This is a genomic window from Mesorhizobium sp. B1-1-5, from assembly GCF_006443065.1.
Lineage (GTDB): Bacteria > Pseudomonadota > Alphaproteobacteria > Rhizobiales > Rhizobiaceae > Mesorhizobium.
This window is the reverse complement of the sequence record NZ_VFWS01000004.1, coordinates 1-16,583: the sequence shown is the minus strand read 5'-3', so window position 1 is coordinate 16,583 and position 16,583 is coordinate 1. Positions and strand designations below refer to the sequence as shown.

The following is a 16,583-nucleotide window of genomic DNA, read 5'->3' as shown; positions in this document are numbered from 1 at the left end:
GCGGTCAGTATTCACTGCCGATTGGCACTTTCAGCGTTCCACATAGACGATGCGGCGCGTCGACGGCTCAACCAGCACTGGTCGGTTGTTCACATAGACATATCGGTACCGGTAGTTCGGGACCTTCTGTAGAGCCACCGTCTCAGGCAGGGTCGCGCCGGTTACAACCTTTCCTTGAAGGTAAACAGGCTTGACCCGATGCACGCTGATGTAAGTGCGCACCTGCTCGGGCGGATTGATCACGGTACCGGCTGCACCGCCGCCGACGACCCCCGCTGCGCCGCCCACAGCAGCGCCCACCGGTCCTCCGATGATAGCGCCGGCGATCGCTCCGGTGGCGCCGCCGGCGACCGCTCCGGCATGAGCCTGATCGCGAGGAAGTTTCACGACCGCGATGCCGGAATCGGCCGGTCGCTCGGTCAAGACGACCCGATTGCCGCCAAATTCTGCGGTGACGTAGTCGGAATAAACCCAGCCTTGACCACCGGCCTCGGCGATGGTGCACCATTTCGAGTTTTGCAGGCAGCCGTTCAGTGTGGCCGTCTGCCCCGCCCGCAGCACGCCGATGACCGGATACTGCGAGCCTGGACCAGCGCGAACATTGAGGTTTGTAGCGGCCGATATGGGAGTGTCGGCAAAAGCTGCGCCCGACAAGGCGACAAGCGCGCCTGTCACAACAGGTAACAAAAGCCTTCTCATCGTTCTGTCTCCGTTTCATGGTTCCCTCAGAGCCAAAACGAGGAAGAACCATGCGCGTTCCGCTGGCGGATCGCTGAATGAATGGATTCCAAATGTCACCATTGGGTGCTCTGCTGCTCCCGCTTGCGTCTAGATATGGTCGGGGCTGCCATCATCGGAGCGGCCGATCTTGCCGCACACCCTGCGCGGTCCGCCCGTGGAGTCGTTGAGGTCTGATCGCTGGAACAGCCATCGTTGCGGGGAGAAGCCGGGTAGGTCTTGAATGCCGGCGTTACTGACGCTATATTGCGTCATAGTTTTTGGCAGTGCACGGAGGTGCTGCGATGGGCCTGGCACGATATGCGGATAACGGTTTGTTCGCACCGAAGAAGATGGCGGACGCTTTCCGCACCACGAGCGAGGAGATCGCGCGTACGGCTGGTCTGGGGAAAGACGCGGTCCAGCGCCGGGAGCGAGTGCGCTCAGCCAAGACGCAGCGCCGCCTGCGCGAGATGGTGGAAATCGTGAACAAGGTCGAGCCGCGATTTGGCTCCGCGCTCATGGCCTATGCCTGGTATCGGTCCGAGCCGCTGCCGGGATTTTCGGGGCAGACGGCCATGCAGCTCGTGCGGGAGGGTCGAGCTGATGAGATCCTCGACTTCATCGACGCGGTCGATGCGGGGATTTACGCCTGACCATCGCCGCCATCACCTATTCGGGCCGGCTCTACCGCGCCCTCAATCCGGTGTATGCCCGCGAGCCTATGTCGGGACGCGGTGCCGAGCTCTATGGAGGGCGTTTCAACCCGAAAGGCATGCCGGCGCTCTATGCGTCCACCTCGGTCCTGACGGCTTTGCGCGAAGCCAACCAGGTGGGCGATCTGCAGCCGACGACGCTGGTCGCTTACAGTGCCGAGATCGAGGCCGTCTTCGATGCGGGTGACGGTACCGCTCTTGCAGCAATGGGTCTCGATACTGCGGCCGTCGCCGACCCGACATGGCGCGATCAGATGAGAGACCATGGCGAGGCGCATACGCAGCGATTTGCCCGTGAGCTGGTCGCGCAAGGCTATAATGGCCTGCTCGTGCCGAGCTTCGCCAAGGGCGCCGCAATCGGCGACTTGAATCTCGTTCTGTGGCGATGGGGTGACGCTGCTCCATCCAGGCTCGAGCTGATCGACGACGAGCACCGGCTCGGTTGATCTAGCCGGCCGCTGCGCGCGTTGCCAACTATGCTGTCTTCAGCAGGGAGCCGGGAACTCAAGTCTGACGGAAAGAGTGCGTGCACTTTAAACCCAGTAGGGCACCCCTGTGCTTAAGCCATCCGGGTGATTTCGTCGCCACCGCTTCAGTTACAACCACCCCTGGCGGCAACAACGCCGCGTTCGCGTCTCCTTGGTCATTTTAATTGGAACTGAAATATCTCCCGGATGCTTCATGATCGATAGCGCGACAGAGTTGGCGCTGCTTGCCAGAGGCTTCAACCGGCAGAAGAATTTACCACACACTGCTGAAGAATTTACCACACACTGCTGACGAGCGGGAGCAAAGACTTCCGCATAATAGCCTACTAGCTGGCCGGCTTAGCCGATGAAGCCGAATTGGATGAGCCTTATCGTAGGCCTCTCGGCTGCTGGTCCCAAATTAACAGCACTTCGACAGCGCGCCGCTTTGCTCCGGCGCCTTGTCAATAAGCGGGCAAGCCCGAGCCGTCCTTGGTTGAAAAAGAATTCAGGTCCATTCTCTCGACACGGGAGGGATTGCCGTCCCGCATCCCCCGTGCAGTGCCGGCTGCCGAAGCATGAAGTCCCCCTTGATGGCAACCGGTCGCCCAGTTCTTATGCCGATTCCCTGGCAGTCAGTCCCATCTTTTTGATAAGCCACTGCATCGTCAGGCCCTGGACAAAGATCGAGAACGCCACAACGGCAAACGCCGTGACGATGATCGCCCCGCGTTCTGCTATGTCTTGGGGGAGTGCCAACGCCAACGCCAGGGCAAGCGAACCGCGCAGGCCTCCCCAGACAAGAACATGCTGATATCTAAGATCGACTTTCAACGAGGTGGGGTAGAGCAGGAAACAGAGGGGGTAAATAGCTAAAACCCTGCCGAGAAGGACGAACACCACGGCGATCGCCGAGCTGGCTGCGAAAATGCTGAGCGGCTGATGCGCCTCATGGCCGCCAAGCAGGATGAACACGATCGAGTTGGCGAGGAACGCGGCGTAGCCCCAGAAGGCCAGCACGTGACTGCGCGCGTTGGCCGATATTGCGCCTTTCCAGCCTACATTTCCGACCAGCAGACCCGCGGTGAGCGTCGCGAGGACGCCTGACATGCCAAATTTCTCGGCGATCAGAAACGACCCATAGGCGGCAATCGTCGTTAGTGTGATTTCCACCAGATGGTCTTCCGTCCGCCCCGCGATGAGAAGGAGCACCGCTGCAACGGCCGCGCCGATCCCGATGCCGCCGGCGACGATCCAGACAAAGGAAGAGGCGATGCCCACGGGCGTGGCGCCGGCGCCTGACGCCACTGCGACCAGGATGGCGAAACCGACTGCCGCCGCGCCATCATTGAGCAGGCTTTCGGACTCGACCAGCAACCCGAGGCGCGGCTGCACCTTCATCTCCTTGAAGGCAGCCAACACCGAGACCGGATCCGTCGCCGCGATCAGCACGCCGAAGAGGCTTGCGCCAGTCCAGCTCCATCCGAGCAGCCAATGCATGCCGAGTGCTACTACAGCAGCGGCGATCGCTACCCCCGGAAAGGCAAGCAAAGCAGTCACCGGTAGGTTGACGCGGAAATGGCGCCATTCGATTTCAAGCGCCGCCTGGAAAATCAGCGGCGGCAGAAACACTGTGAAGATCAGCTCCCGGCTGAGAGGCAGCTCGGTTCCACCCGGGACAAATCCGAGCGCTATCCCGGCCGCTACCAGCCCGACGCTGTAGGGGAGGCGGAGCCGCCTCGAGATCATGGCGACAAGCGAGGCCGTCAGGAGTATGAGCCCGACGGTGGGAATAGAGAGTTCGTCCATTCCGGATTATGGCTAGGTGGGATGGGATTCGGCAAGCAAAGCCGTTGTCAAAACAAGCGCGGTCATGGACGGCGCCAACTGTGGACACCAGAGCGTGAACAGGCCAGGAAGGTCTCAGCCGATTCTGCCTTTGAGGATGGATAAACCTGCCATCTGATCATGCGATATCAACATCGGCGAAAGTCGGCGGATACCGGTGCCTTCGCACGCACGGCGCCTCCAACACAGCAAGTGCCGCCGTCGGGCCTAAATGCTGCCTGCGCGCGGAGCGGACTTAGGGCGTTCTGCGTGCACTCAGCCCAAACCCTCGCCTGCACGTGGGAGAAGGTCTATCGCAATGCCGTTGGCTTTCGTGGTGCGAGCGCAAGATTGAAGTAACCCGGCAGTTGCTGGCGCTTGTCGCGGATCGAAGCTGTCTTGTCAGGATCCGGCAGAAGGACCACCATTCGTGCTTGGCGCCTCGGGAAGAGCGGCCTGCCGGCTACCAAGAAAATGAGGGCGAGGCCGCATACTACCAAGATTGCAGCTAACATGTTTGCGATAATCTCGCCCAGATGCATCGCGACGGCCTCATTCGCAGCTGGGTAGTCGACGCCAGCTCCCCATCGATACCGTCGAGCAAGGGATTCTATTCCACGCTTGCTTCGCCAAGGAGCGGGGCCCGCACTCCCAGTTATTTTCGCTGTTGCCTGGAATAGTTTCCGGGCGGCCTTAGTAAATGGTGCAAGGAGGGTGAGCACGAGGCCGAGACGTATCGAAGGCCATATCGGACACGGGAGCGGCGCAAGCATCTGAGGTTACATGGCACCCAGATCTTGGAACCGGGAGGAGCACGCTCCCAGTCGGCCCAGCGGTAGCTGTCCCTGCCCGCTGGGCCGCCTACTCGTCAGCGTGATGCAAGGTGGAGGCCTGAAGTGACTCAAAAGTGTACATCTTTGGTGATATGAAGACCAACTTGGACGTCATACCGCACCTCGAGGATCTTTGGCGTTACGGTCGCGTCCTCACCGGCAACGATTCTGACGCGGATGATTTGGTTCAGGAGGCGCTTGCCCGCGCACTGACGATGGCCGCCAGCTACGACACGTCACGTCCCTTGCTGCCCTGGCTCATTACTATCGTTCGCAACACCTTCCTCACGCATGCCAGCCGCGCCCTTGCCACCCGGGAGCGGATGGCATCATTTGCAGATGTAGCGGAGTCAGCCTTGCCGCCGTCGCAGGAGCATTCGGCTGACCTCGCGAATGTACAAAGGGCGCTAAAGCGAATGCCGGCCGACCAAGCCGAAATACTGCATCTGGTCGCGGTGCTGGGTTTCACATATTCAGAGACCGCCGACCTTCTGGGCGTGCCGGCGGGAACGGTGATGTCGCGCCTCAGCCGCGCCCGTGCGGCGCTGAAGCGCAACCTGGAAAACACCGATGGCGGGACTTCTCGTCTCAAGATAGTGGGAGGGCGCGATGCGGCATACTGATGGCATTTCCCAAGAGGATATCAATCGTCTGCTGGATGGTGAGCTCTCTGCGTCGCAGAGATCCGATCTGCAAGCCCGCCTTGCACGTGAGCCGGCGCTGGCGGCGGAGGTCTTTGCTCATGCACAACGCATGGAGGCGTTGCGCGCCTCACAGCCCCAGCGGCTGTTTCCGCCGGGTGCGAGTGTGGCGAAGGCAAAGAAGCTGGAGGGTGCGTTTCGCCGAGGGAAGATGCTCGCGCTGCTCCGACTCCAACTCGCCGCCGTCGTGCTGGTTGCTATCGGCTGGGGCGCGAACTCGTTGACTATGCCGCTCCGCCAGGGAGGCAAGACGGCTGATGAAACCTTCATCTTGGCCGCGCGGGACGCGTTGCGGGTCGCGCAGCTCAATGCAGGCCCCGAGAGAGGTGTCGAGCCGAAGCAGGACAAGATCGAACGGCTGGTCGGCGCCATCAACGTCAGCATGCCGACCCTACCGTCGGTATGGGTGGTCAAGGACGTCCAGGTGCAGCCGTGGAACGGGAAACAAAGCGTGGTCGTCACAGCCGATACACCAAGCGTTGGGCGCATCACCCTCGTCGCTGCCCCGATGAATGGCGAGGACGCAGTACCGCCCACCCCGGCCACTGACGGCCGGGTACCGACAGTTTACTGGCAATCGGGCGGAACGGCGTATGCGTTGATGGGGTCCGCCGCGCCGGACCGGCTCGAAGTAGAAGCAAAGCAAATTGAAGTCGCCACCCGGAGGAACGTTGCTCCCAAGACAAGAGGTTGACCGTCGCCCCGCCTTGAACCGCATTCCCGTCCACCAATTCCCTGCCGCCGCTGCCTTCGGTTTCTCTGCGGCGCTCTCGATACGGCCTGAAAGAAGGCTCGCGTGATGAACGTCTTGTCGTTTGAAAGAAGATACTGTCCCTCTAAATGTCCGATCTGCGCCGGAATGGCTTTGGAGGCCGATATCGCGCTCCGCAAGGTGGAATTCCAGTGCGCTTCTTGCGGTGCCTTTGAAATCACTTCAGCGGCGCGCGTCGCAATGAAGGGGCTTTCTCAGGAGAGCCGCGGGATGTGGCTATCGCAGGCTCGGCAACAGCATTCGACGATCCCGGTCGTTGCCTGTGCAAACGAGACGCTGCCGACGGGCGCATCGTGAGATCCGCGTCACGGCAGTCAGGAAGTGCGGCCGCGCGGGCACTTCCTCACGGCCCGGCATCAGGTTGGGGTGGTGCCGGGCCGCTAGGTCGCAATACTTGCGTTCGTTCTTCACCATCGAAAGGCATTTGGTTTTGAGTGCGGCAAATGCAATCCCGTCAGCTTGAAGACTATGAAGAAGTTGGGCTCATCGGGTATCCCTGCGATGGAGACTACGTCGCGGTAGTCGGCGCCAACCGCCGTCAAGATTGGCTGCTCGGCGGCGAGTTGTGCGGCTTGAACGGTGCTGTTATTGCCGATCAGGCGGCGGCGCTGCCGCGCTACTATCCGCAAGGCTGCCGCCTCGTCCTGGCCACAATCAGGAACGACTGGGTTGTCGCCATCCGCAATTACGATGACTCTCAAGCCAGTCGGCGCCCCGAGCTGCAGTCATGACGGCGGGATCAGACGGCCGAGACCCGCTCGCCCTCGATGATGCGCCTGCCGATATTCGCGCCGCGATGATGCTGCGGGAATCTGCCTCGATGCCATTCGACCCTGGCATCGAACTGGCGCTTGCCGAGGCTGCCGCTGCAATGGGGGTCCCGCGATCGGATATCATCCGACTTGCCCTTCGCGAATGGCTGGCCACCAATGCGGATTTGGTCGATCAACGACGTCGAACGATGTCGGCGAAACCGGGTAACGCCAAGTCGATTGATAGCTGACGTCGATGCCTCAAAGATCCTTTAACGGCCGATCCACGTTGGGTCTGTACGAGCCGATCAATGTTCTCAAGCCGGTCGCTTCGGACCTGTGGATCGTTGATGGACCGTCGATAGAGTATGATCTGGGGCTGATGAAATTTCCTTTCAGTACCCGTATGACGATCCTGCGGCTCCGCAACGGCGATCTGGTTCTCCACTCGCCTACAGCTCTCACACCGGCGCTGCGCACCGCAGTCGATCTGCTCGGACCGGTCCGATTTCTGGTTGCTCCGAACTCGTTGCACTATTGGTGGATCCCGGACTGGAAGGTTGCCATTCCAGACGCCGAGGTTCTGGCCGTGCGCGGATTGCAGAAGCGGCCAAGCGTCCAGGCAAAGGGGTGCCCTCGATAGCCACGCGGAGCCTGCGTATAGCCGGTACCGAAGGTGAGTCCGCCCGAAGCGATACCTATCACCGCCACAGCAAGCCCGCAGACCCCTGCCACGACCAGTGTTCGCCAGAGAGGTTGCAGCGCATTCCAGCGCCGGATCCGGCGTGTGATCGTCAAAGCAAGTAGCGAAAACAGCGCGCCGAAGCCGCCGCCGATGACACCACAGGCTATCACCAACGGCCAGTCGGCGCCGAATGCCACCGTGTCCTTGGCTGCGCCAAAATAGGTGTAGTTGCCGACGAGACCGAGCGAGGCAAGGCCGGCGAGTATCACCGCAGTAAGCACCAGTCCGTTGGTACGAGCCTCGTAGGTCCGCCCCATCTCCTCGATGGCGAACACGATGCCGGCAAGAGGGGTGTTGAAGGCCGCGGCAATGCCGGCGGCCGATCCGGCCAGGATCAGACCGCGTGCCTGTGCCATTCCTCCCCTCCGCGCAGCCTGCAGCATCAGCGAGGCGCCAACCTGTACCGTCGGCCCCTCTCGTCCGATCGAGGCTCCGCAGAACAGACCTATCACCGTAAGCGCGATCTTGCCGGCGGCCAGCCGCAGCGACAGGATACGACTGCGGTCGTGTTCATCGCGCAAGTGGCGGGCGGCGATCGCCTGCGGGATACCACTGCCTTGCGAGCCGGGAAAGAATACCTCTGCGAGCCAGGCGCAGAGCACGAAGCCGAGCGGCGTCGTGATCAGCGGCAGGTAAGGGCGCCAGCCGGTGTCCCTGCCGACAAGAGCACGAAACAGCCCCTGTGCCTGATCTGCGAGTGCCGCGAACAGCACGCTGATCGATCCGATCGAGATGGCTCCAGCCCAGAAGACAATCCGCGGTTGCCAGACGCGACGCGAGGTCCACATTGCCCGCGAGCGCCGCAGCATGGGGTATTTTCGTGAAATGCCTGCCATGCCTGTCCTCGTGGGAAACCCTGCCCTAACGCAGGCACGGCGCTGATCAAATCCGCCGAGCCGATCTAGCGGACTAAACAATGAAATGAGGATCAGATGGCCGTCTCAGCAGCTGGGCTCATGGAGGCAGTCGTCCGCATGAGTTACCCATGCTGGGCACCGACCAGAGCAGCGGCTACCTGCCTTCCGAGAAGTGGAGGCTCGCAGCCCGATCTACCGCCCAGGCAGCGGCTTTGGGAGTCGCTTTCCAAAGAGAGACGTTCGGTGCTGGCGGAGCTAGGACCGGCTAACGCCAGTGATAGTCGGGGAGTTGCACCGCGTCGGTAATTTCTTTTCCGATCACCAGACGCGCCAGGCCGGGTAGGGCAAATGCATTTGTCACCAAATTGCGGAACACAAGTCCCAACTGCGTCCTGGGCGCCAAGGCGCTGGCGAATCGCGCTGCGCCCTGCTGCTTGGCTCGTATATAGTTCCGCAGAAGCGCTTCGTAGCTACTGAAAGCCTCTTCATGTCGGCCGTCGGCCTTTAAGAGCTCCCCTGCCAGGATATATGCGGAAATCATGGCCAGGGCTGAACCCTGTCCAGCTAACAGGGAAACGCAAAACGCGGCATCGCCGGTCAACACTACGCGACCTTTGGACCATCTGCTCATTCTGATCTGGCTGACGCTGTCGAAGTAGAGTTCATCGGTATGGCCCAGTTCCTCCAGGATGCGGGGGCATTCCCATCCGCCATCGGCATACTTCTTGCGCAGCATTTCCTTTTGCAGGTCCAGCGCCGTTGGCAGAGGACTCTCCTCAACGGTGAAGACGAACAGGAAAAGGGTGCGGTTGCCATGCAGCGTGAAACGGCCGAGCATCCGCCCCGGCAGGCCATACATCAAATACACGTCTTCATCGCGTGGCCGGTAACCCTCGACCTCGAACGCAGCGACTGCATAGCCGAGTTTCTTCTCAAACTGTTGCCGGGCTCCGAACGCGAGCCGCCGAACGCCTGAATGCAAGCCATCGGCGCCGATTACCAAAGCGTAGTCGCGTTCGCCTCCACGTTTCAGTTGCACCCGGACACTCTCCGATTTTTCCTCAAGCCCGACGATCTCATTGCCGAACATGATGTCCGTCGTGTCTTTGATCTTTTCGAAAAGCAATCGCGAGAGATCGCTACGCGCGAGGGTCACATAGCGGCCGTTTGTCAGCTCGCCGAAGACGTCTGTGCCAAAGCCTGCGACACGCTTTCCGTTCTCACCCACGATGCGCATTTCGCGCACGTGATATCCTACGCGATTGACGTCTGCCTCAACGCCCATCCACGAGGCTATGTCATAGCCGAGACCCCAAAAGTCAATGACATAGCCGCCGGTGCGCAATTGGGGCGCCTGTTCGATCAGGGTCGGCCGGAATCCGGCGGCTGCAAGCCAAAAGGCTAGTGCCGGTCCAGCAATTCCTCCACCAGAAATCAACACCGTTCGGTCGGCCATATAGAGCCACCAATCTAGAGCACTTCACCGGGGTAGACGCCCCACAGCCCTACTTGTTTCATAAAACCCATTGAGGGACCGGCCGCGAGCGCGCACCACTGTCCGTCGCACCAGCTCAGCTTGACTTCAACGCGAGGCTCGAGCCAAGCAACTATGGCGCTGTCCGCCGCCGGCTTGGCGTACAAAGCGAGGCGATCCTTTGACCAAGGAGCGACGATGCCAGTTCTGCGCCCTGACAGGAGCGAGTGATGGATCCAGCCGGAGCTTCCGTCCCAATCTCTCACCCGGCGCCAATTGCCGTACTCCTGATAGATCTCCAAGGGGATGCCACGTCGCTTGAAAACCCATTCGATACTGTAGCCTATACCCGGTCCGATGAGCAGATTGGCAGATGAAGCCTTCAGCGAGACGAAACGAGGCAGAGAAGGCGAGCCAGTCTCTGCGCGAACCCCGTGATATTGGCGGATGCTGCGACCAAACAGAATTGCAAGGGCGAGACGGACGAAACCGAGGCATCCGTGATATCTAATTTGTCGACTGGCCGGCGAGAAGCCAAACGGCGCACCGCGTTTTCTCATGACGACGAGCTATATTACTCGACGAGCATGTGCGCCTCTCGAGCCGCGTCGACCAAGGCGTCCCTGGCCACGTCAGCCGCAATACCACCGTTCATCGCTTGCCGGCAGGCCCTGAGCGCCGCCAGATGCTTCTGGCTTCCCGCGCTGCGCCAGTGCTTGGAAAGCAGGTCGACAGCCTGTTTGGCATTGGAAAGATTGTTGATCTCGCCAAATACGCCGGTGGCCACTGGCACGGGCCTTGAAAACCACGCTTCATACATGGCTGCGCCTCCGTCGCGAGTAGCGCCCGGCGACAATCGCCTCGCCGGGCGAAATCAAAGCAATCAGCTCTTGGTGTTCTCCTGAGCCACGCCGTTCGTCGGGATCGTGTCCATCGCTGACAGTTTATCGGCACACAGATCCGCCGCACCCGGCACATCGCTTTTTATCCCGGCCAGTTTCACCCACCCGCCATCGCTGATGAAGCTGTCTCGCTGATAAGAGGAGGTTCCCTTCAGCTTGGCGAGGTTGTCGCCGGCGTTGGACGCCGTGATAAATTTCTCGACACAAAGATTGGCAGCCAGTTCAGCCTTTGCCTTCATGGCGGATGTCTTGGCCATCTCCGCCGCCGTTCCAGCCGTCGTCCAACCTCCGGCGGTGAAGCCGATGATCATCGTCAGCACAACAGCACACACGACTGTCCAGAACCACAGGGTCTTGGACGGTTGGTAAGCGTCGAAGCGTTGCGAAAGTGTTTGATCCATTATTTCCTCCCTTTGAGACACCTGTGTTTCAGGTTGATTTCCACTGCCTTGGTGGACGCTGGTCATGTGGCGATCGGTCGATCGAACGACACGGTGAGGAGTTCTCGGCCGGGGCGACCCAGATCAAGAGGCGGGGCAGGGGGACGCTGGGACCGAGCGGCAGAACTTTCGGTCTTGAGCGCCTCGGAGCAGATCCTCGTGCGCTCGTCTCCCGCATTTCAGCGCCAGAAACGCTATGCCTGAGCACCCGAAAATTATGCAAAGTGACGAGCACGGACAAACTTCACCTGGTTGTTGCATATACCGAGATCGAGCGGAAACTATTCCATGCCAGTCGCGATTATGTGAGACTCGGTGAACTCGTCTGCTCCCTTGGGGCCCAAGGCTTCGTGCCGAAAGGTCTGCTTACGCATGGGGTAAGGTCAGGAGACCGCACGAGCGGCAACCCCAACGTCAGCCAAATTACTGGCCGGAAGGTACCGTACGCGGCCGAAATTATCTGATGGGCAGCCAGCTGAGTTAATCAGGCGCCGCGTGATTAAACCACGCATCCTCGAGCTCGCGCCGCAAGCGTTCGGCTGAACCCGGCGCACTGGCTGGCATCAGCGTGAAGCCAATGACGACGACGTCGCATGCGACGGGGAAGATGGGCTTACGCGTTCCCAGGCTTCCCGCGGCCGGCAGAAGTCGCATCAGCCCGCAATCATGGAAGAGGGCATTCCCGGCGCCATGTGCTCGAGATGGGTGCCGTTCAGAAAGCAAATCGCCGGGGAGGACTGCCCGAGATCGGAGCGGCCCTCGAATGACTACTTTACGATCATGCGCTGGCTGTTGTGGTTTTCGGCCCATGTGCTTTGTCAAAAGCTACGAAATCGTCCGGCTTTGATGCCAACCTCGGCCTCTGCGGTCACGCCGGCGCTCTCCTTGCACAAGGTTTTCAAAAAAATGTCTTCCGGCCGGGAATAGTTCGCCTCCCTGTCTGGTAAGTCGAGCAGCAAGGATGAACTTTCGGCCTGTCCGTCAAACCCAGCGGGCCTCTCGGACACGCCATGGCTAAGGGGGCAGGGACCGGGTCGCGTTGCGTTCGGAACGAGCCGCGCCCGTCAGGCCCAGCGGCTGTTGTCTCATGCAGCCGCTCGGCCGGTAGAGGCTTTGTGAAAGATGACGGCGTGAGAACGCAGTAATGGAACGCAGTAATGGTCAGAAAAGGAGCAGGCCTTACTATCAGCAATTGGGGTTTCATGACAAAGCTTAGTGCTGAAAAGCGCGGTGTCCACGAATGAATGTCTTGCCGTTTGATAGAGGCCGCAAATATTATCCATCAACTTGCCCGATTTGTGAGGGGGCCGCCCTGGAAGCCGATCTGGCGCACCGGCAGGCAGAGTTCCAATGCGCCTTTTGCTGCGCGTACGAAATCACCCCCGCGGCGCGCTCGGCCATGAGAGGTCTTTCACAGGAGCACAGAGCCTTATGGCTGTCTCAAGCCGACAACAAGCCGGAGCCTCGCGACAACTTGCGCTCGTAGTTTGCGCCAACGAGTCGTCGGTTCCTCAGTCGAGCAGCTCTCAGTGATCCGTCAGGCATGTGTTCGAGGAAGTGCGACTGCGCGGGCACTTCCCTGCGGCCCGGCACCCGTTGGGGTGGTGCCGGGCCGCCCATCGCATGCGCGGGACCTTGCCATTCGTAGATACGAAACGATGTCCTTTGGAGGGATGTAAACTCAGATGCGCGAATTGGAAGAATATGAGCAGATTGGGTTAATTGGTTACCCGCGCGACGGGGATTACATAGCTGTGGTGGGGGACAGGACTGGTCAGAATTGGTTACTCGCAGGTGCGTTGTGCGAAATTGATGGCGCAACCATTGAGGATCAGGCGGCTGCATTACCGAAATACTATCCGAACGGCCGGCTCGTGGTGGCCACTATCCGAGGCAGCTGTCTCGTTGCTGTTCGAGACTATTGACTGGGGCGGCCCGAAGAAGCCTTCATTCATCGACCGCGCCAACGGCAAGTCCACGACAGCCGGCGGTCAATTCGAGACCCGCGCCTTGCAGACCATGGCGCGGCAAAAGGCAAAAGTCAGACTGGGCCCGCATCATTCGATGCGAGGACAGATAGCGTTCGAATCTCTAGTCTGCCTGCTTTCAGGCGCGTGATTGTTTCTGGATCAAATCCGGGGAGCCGCGCAACTTCCCGCCAACTCGAGAGTGGCCTGGCCTCAAAAATTGCACTTGCCTGCGCGAGGTCGAGCCCTCCGGCCGCCATGAACTCGCCAATGGTCGCTGAGTTTATGTCGACCGCCTCCCCGGCGTGATGAGCTTCGCGAGTCTTCGAATCTGGCATTGTTCCCTGGGGCACGCCGTGAAATTTGCCAGGGACCCAACGAGCAGCGGGCAAAATTGGTCTGACAGTTCTCTCAAACCTATTCGCTACGATCTCAACGCTGCCAGCTATTTCGTAATGAGGCGCCGGTATGGATTGGCCGTCCAAAGCCCCGGAGCCGCTGCGCGACAGTATCGACCAGAACCGCATTTGATGCCGCAATCGAACCGTCCGGAAGCAGAAGATTGTTTTCGAACCCGACCCGGACGTCTCCACCAAACAATGCTCCCGCGCATACGCAAGCAGCCTCGTCACGACCGAAGGCGCAGACCATGAACGACCGGAAGCGTGGAACGTGAGGCGAAAGGAATGGCAGCAGATCGGTGGGGGCAGATTGCTGCGACGCTGTATAGCGGCCCAAGACAAACAGCACAGGAATGTCGTCCCAGGGAATTAGCCCCCGTCGGTGCAAATCGAACAGGTACAACGCCTCGTCAGGATCATAGAGGATGATCTGCGGCAGCACGTGCTCGTGCCTTAGCCAGGCGAGGAACGTGGCGAAAGCCGCCTCGGCATGTCGATCCGGGACAAGTTCACGCAGCGCCAGCGAGACCGCCTCGGGTCTGGTCTGGCGCACCACCTTCATCTGCCTTTCGGGCTCATAAAGACCAAGCGCCTCGCTTGTTATTTGCACCACCAGGGCATCGCCAACGCAGCGTCGGACGGCAGCGGTAGCGGCGCGATACGCGTCAGGGTCGAGAACGTGCCGCCCGTGCCGGTCGCGGACGTGGAGGTGGATCATGGCCGCGCCTGCCTCGAGACACTCCGCGGCTGCCCGAGCCAGCTCGGTCTGCGTCATCGGCAGAGCCGGATGATCGGCTCTCGTGCGCCTGCCGCCATTCGGTGCGACGGCGATCGCGACCGCGCGGTTTGATGGTTGAGACTGCATTCGGATGACCGATGTTGACAATTGGATCACCAAAATACCGTGTGAAACATTTGTTGCAAACCGAATTCAAGCGCGGCAGACTGCTTTGATGGATCAGGGGCCCTTGGCGGAACGCCTTATAGCCGAGTTCGATGGCATGTCGGCGCAGCTGCAGACAGCGGCTCGCTACATGCTTGATCATCCGAGCGACGTGGCCCTGTTATCCATGCGTGAGCAGGCGCGGCAGGCGGGTGTGCAACCGGCCACCATGACGCGCCTCGCCAAACACCTGGGTCTCGAAGGCTACGACGTCGTGCGCGATTCCTACGCGGCGGCGGTGCGGGGCGGCCACCTCGGCTTTGCCGGGAAAGCAGGAATCCAGGTGAAGAGCCAAAAGCTCAAGGGTGATCGCGCCCAGGCTACCGAGATGATGGACTCGCTTGCCGTCCAGATCGCCCGGCTGGGCCGGCCGGAAGTCCTGGAGCGGATCGTGGCGGCGGCGAAACGCCTCGCGGAGGCACGACGCATTTATTGCCTTGGCCTGCGATCCAGCCATCCCATCGCCTGGCACGTGCACTATGTTTTGTCGCTCATCGGCGAGAGCTCGGTTCTGCTTGACGGTATTGCCGGAACCGGCGCCGACGCCATCGGTCGCGCCACCGATGCCGACGTGCTACTGGTGGCAAGCGTGCTTCCATATACCCGACAGACCGTGGAGATCGCCGAACATGCTGCTGGGCGCGGCGTCCCGGTTGTCGCGATCACGGACAGCAAGGTTGCGCCACTTGCTCAGATTGCGCAGGACGTGATCGTCGTTCCTACGCACAGCCCGTCTTTTTTCCACACTATGGCGCCCGCTTTTGCCGTTGCTGAAATCCTGGCCGCGCTGGTGGCTGGCCACGGCGGCGAGTCGGCGCTGGCTGTGCTTCGGTGTACAGACGAGCACCACGCAGCGCTCAACATACATCTGAAACCGCGGCTTGGCATGAAATGACCCATCTTCTGCATCGCACGACCAAAGGCTTGCTTCCGATCGCCGTCGGCGGCAAAGGCGTCCAGATATTCGACAGCAACGGTCGCGCCTATATCGATGCATCCGGCGGCGCGGCCGTGTCGTGTCTCGGTCATGGCCATCCAGATGTCATCGCGGCGCTGCACGACCAACTCGATCGCATTGCTTATGCTCATACCAGCTTCTTCACCACAGAGGTTGCCGAGCGGCTCGCCGATCGTCTCGCTGAAGATGCTCCCGCTGGACTGAGCCATGTCTATCTCGTGAGCGGCGGGTCCGAGGCCGTCGAGGCGGCACTGAAGATGGCGCGGCAATATTTTGTCGAGAAAGGCGAGCCGCGGCGCCGCCACGTCATCGCCCGCCGTCAGAGCTATCACGGCAACACACTCGGCGCGCTCGCCACAGGCGGCAATGAATGGCGGCGGCGGCAGTTTCAGCCGTTGCTCATCGAAACCCATCATATCGATCCATGTTTCGCTTATCGCTATCAATTGCCCGGAGAAAGCGATGCTGACTACGCTGTGCGGGCGGCGCAGGCCCTGGAGGACAAGATACTCGAACTTGGTGCCGGCGAGGTCATCGCCTTCGTCGCCGAAACGGTGGTCGGCGCGACTGCCGGAGCCGTGCCGCCGGTGGCCGATTACCTGAAGCGCATTCGGGCCATCTGCGACCGTTACGGCGTGCTGCTCATCCTGGACGAGGTGATGTGCGGCATGGGCCGCACCGGCACGCTTCACGCTTGCGAACAGGAAGGCGTCGTTCCCGATCTGATGACTATCGCCAAGGGACTCGGCGGAGGCTATCAGCCGATCGGCGCCGTGCTGCTCGGCCGGCATATCTTCGACGCTTTCGCCAACGGCTCCGGCTTTTTTCAGCACGGCCACACCTATATGGGGCATCCGATGGCCGCGGCCGCCGGTCTCGCGGTCCAGGAGGTGATCCGTCGCGACCATCTGCTTGACAATGTCAAAGCGATGGGCGCGCGTCTTGAGCGGCGCCTGAGCGAACGTTTCGGCAATCATCACCATGTCGGCGACATTCGTGGCCGCGGCCTGTTCCAGGCGATCGAACTCGTGGCCGACCGTGGTTCGAAGGAGCCTTTCGATCCGGCGCTGAAACTCAACGCGCGGGTCAAGAGCGAAGCCATGAACAACGG

At 60.8% G+C, this 16,583-nt stretch carries 18 protein-coding genes; 10 read left to right on the top strand and 8 right to left on the bottom strand.

All coding sequences use genetic code 11. The features are described 5' to 3' along the window. Positions 1-30: 30 nt before the first annotated feature. Positions 31-699 (bottom strand): DUF1236 domain-containing protein, encoded by a 669-nt coding sequence (locus FJ980_RS02585; RefSeq protein WP_140541391.1) that lies wholly within the window; start codon positions 697-699, stop codon positions 31-33. 323 nt (positions 700-1,022) lie between these two features. Between FJ980_RS02585 and FJ980_RS02580 the strand changes: the two genes are divergently transcribed. Continuing rightward, positions 1,023-1,373, top strand: coding sequence for an antitoxin Xre/MbcA/ParS toxin-binding domain-containing protein (locus tag FJ980_RS02580; protein ID WP_140541390.1), 351 nt, complete (start codon positions 1,023-1,025; stop codon positions 1,371-1,373). Between the two features lie 11 nt (positions 1,374-1,384). Further along, positions 1,385-1,879 carry an RES family NAD+ phosphorylase gene (locus tag FJ980_RS02575; RefSeq protein ID WP_140541389.1) on the top strand — a complete coding sequence of 165 codons (495 nt, stop codon included), beginning with the start codon at positions 1,385-1,387 and terminating at the stop codon, positions 1,877-1,879. Between the two features lie 636 nt (positions 1,880-2,515). On the opposite strand, the gene FJ980_RS02570 is transcribed toward FJ980_RS02575, so the two are convergent. Then, entirely contained in the window at positions 2,516-3,709 is a 1,194-nt protein-coding gene (locus FJ980_RS02570) for a cation:proton antiporter (RefSeq protein WP_140541388.1), read from the bottom strand. Between the two features lie 955 nt (positions 3,710-4,664). Between FJ980_RS02570 and FJ980_RS02565 the strand changes: the two genes are divergently transcribed. The 5 genes from FJ980_RS02565 to FJ980_RS02545 all read left to right on the top strand — a co-directional run bounded on the left by FJ980_RS02565 (position 4,665) and on the right by FJ980_RS02545 (position 7,036). Beyond that, a complete protein-coding gene (locus FJ980_RS02565; RefSeq protein ID WP_246673276.1) occupies positions 4,665-5,183 on the top strand; it encodes a sigma-70 family RNA polymerase sigma factor in 519 nt (172 codons plus the stop codon). Continuing rightward, positions 5,170-5,955: a hypothetical protein gene (locus FJ980_RS02560; protein ID WP_140541387.1), complete on the top strand. Its 786-nt coding sequence runs from the start codon at positions 5,170-5,172 to the stop codon at positions 5,953-5,955. The genes FJ980_RS02565 and FJ980_RS02560 overlap by 14 nt, the downstream gene beginning before the upstream one ends. A 105-nt stretch (positions 5,956-6,060) precedes the next feature. Continuing rightward, the gene (locus FJ980_RS02555; protein ID WP_140541386.1) at positions 6,061-6,330 is read left to right on the top strand and encodes a hypothetical protein; all 270 of its coding nucleotides are present in this window, start codon (positions 6,061-6,063) and stop codon (positions 6,328-6,330) included. A 146-nt stretch (positions 6,331-6,476) separates the two neighbouring features. Further along, positions 6,477-6,764: a hypothetical protein gene (locus FJ980_RS02550; protein WP_140541385.1), complete on the top strand. Its 288-nt coding sequence runs from the start codon at positions 6,477-6,479 to the stop codon at positions 6,762-6,764. After that, on the top strand, positions 6,761-7,036 hold the full coding sequence (locus tag FJ980_RS02545) for a ribbon-helix-helix protein, CopG family (RefSeq protein ID WP_140541384.1): 276 nt from the start codon (positions 6,761-6,763) through the stop codon (positions 7,034-7,036). Before FJ980_RS02550 ends, FJ980_RS02545 begins: the two co-directional genes overlap by 4 nt. A gap of 283 nt (positions 7,037-7,319) precedes the next feature. Here FJ980_RS02545 and FJ980_RS02540 read toward each other — a convergent pair whose 3' ends face one another. The 5 genes from FJ980_RS02540 to FJ980_RS02520 form a co-directional block, all read right to left on the bottom strand. Beyond that, positions 7,320-8,366, bottom strand: a complete 1,047-nt coding sequence (locus FJ980_RS02540; protein ID WP_246676283.1) for a chloride channel protein — start codon at positions 8,364-8,366, stop codon at positions 7,320-7,322. 286 nt (positions 8,367-8,652) lie between these two features. Then, a complete protein-coding gene (locus FJ980_RS02535; RefSeq protein ID WP_140541383.1) occupies positions 8,653-9,843 on the bottom strand; it encodes an FAD-binding domain in 1,191 nt (396 codons plus the stop codon). Positions 9,844-9,857: 14 nt separating this feature from the next. After that, complete coding sequence (locus FJ980_RS02530) at positions 9,858-10,421, bottom strand: SH3 domain-containing protein (protein WP_140541382.1); 564 nt, start codon at positions 10,419-10,421, stop codon at positions 9,858-9,860. Between the two features lie 14 nt (positions 10,422-10,435). Beyond that, on the bottom strand, positions 10,436-10,681 hold the full coding sequence (locus FJ980_RS02525; RefSeq protein WP_140541381.1) for a DUF982 domain-containing protein: 246 nt from the start codon (positions 10,679-10,681) through the stop codon (positions 10,436-10,438). A 63-nt stretch (positions 10,682-10,744) separates the two neighbouring features. Next, complete coding sequence (locus FJ980_RS02520) at positions 10,745-11,164, bottom strand: hypothetical protein (RefSeq protein WP_140541380.1); 420 nt, start codon at positions 11,162-11,164, stop codon at positions 10,745-10,747. A gap of 1,944 nt (positions 11,165-13,108) precedes the next feature. Here FJ980_RS02520 and FJ980_RS02510 point away from each other — a divergent pair. Then, the gene (locus tag FJ980_RS02510) at positions 13,109-13,321 is read left to right on the top strand and encodes a hypothetical protein (protein ID WP_140541378.1); all 213 of its coding nucleotides are present in this window, start codon (positions 13,109-13,111) and stop codon (positions 13,319-13,321) included. Positions 13,322-13,602: 281 nt separating this feature from the next. Here the strand turns inward: FJ980_RS02510 and FJ980_RS02505 are convergent, their stop codons facing one another. Beyond that, on the bottom strand, positions 13,603-14,436 hold the full coding sequence (locus tag FJ980_RS02505; RefSeq protein ID WP_140541502.1) for a 3-keto-5-aminohexanoate cleavage protein: 834 nt from the start codon (positions 14,434-14,436) through the stop codon (positions 13,603-13,605). A gap of 88 nt (positions 14,437-14,524) precedes the next feature. Between FJ980_RS02505 and FJ980_RS02500 the strand changes: the two genes are divergently transcribed. Beyond that, positions 14,525-15,409: a MurR/RpiR family transcriptional regulator gene (locus FJ980_RS02500; protein ID WP_140541501.1), complete on the top strand. Its 885-nt coding sequence runs from the start codon at positions 14,525-14,527 to the stop codon at positions 15,407-15,409. After that, the coding region (locus FJ980_RS02495) for an aspartate aminotransferase family protein (RefSeq protein WP_140541377.1) at positions 15,406-16,583 on the top strand (1,178 nt) is incomplete at its 3' end. The genes FJ980_RS02500 and FJ980_RS02495, both read left to right, overlap by 4 nt.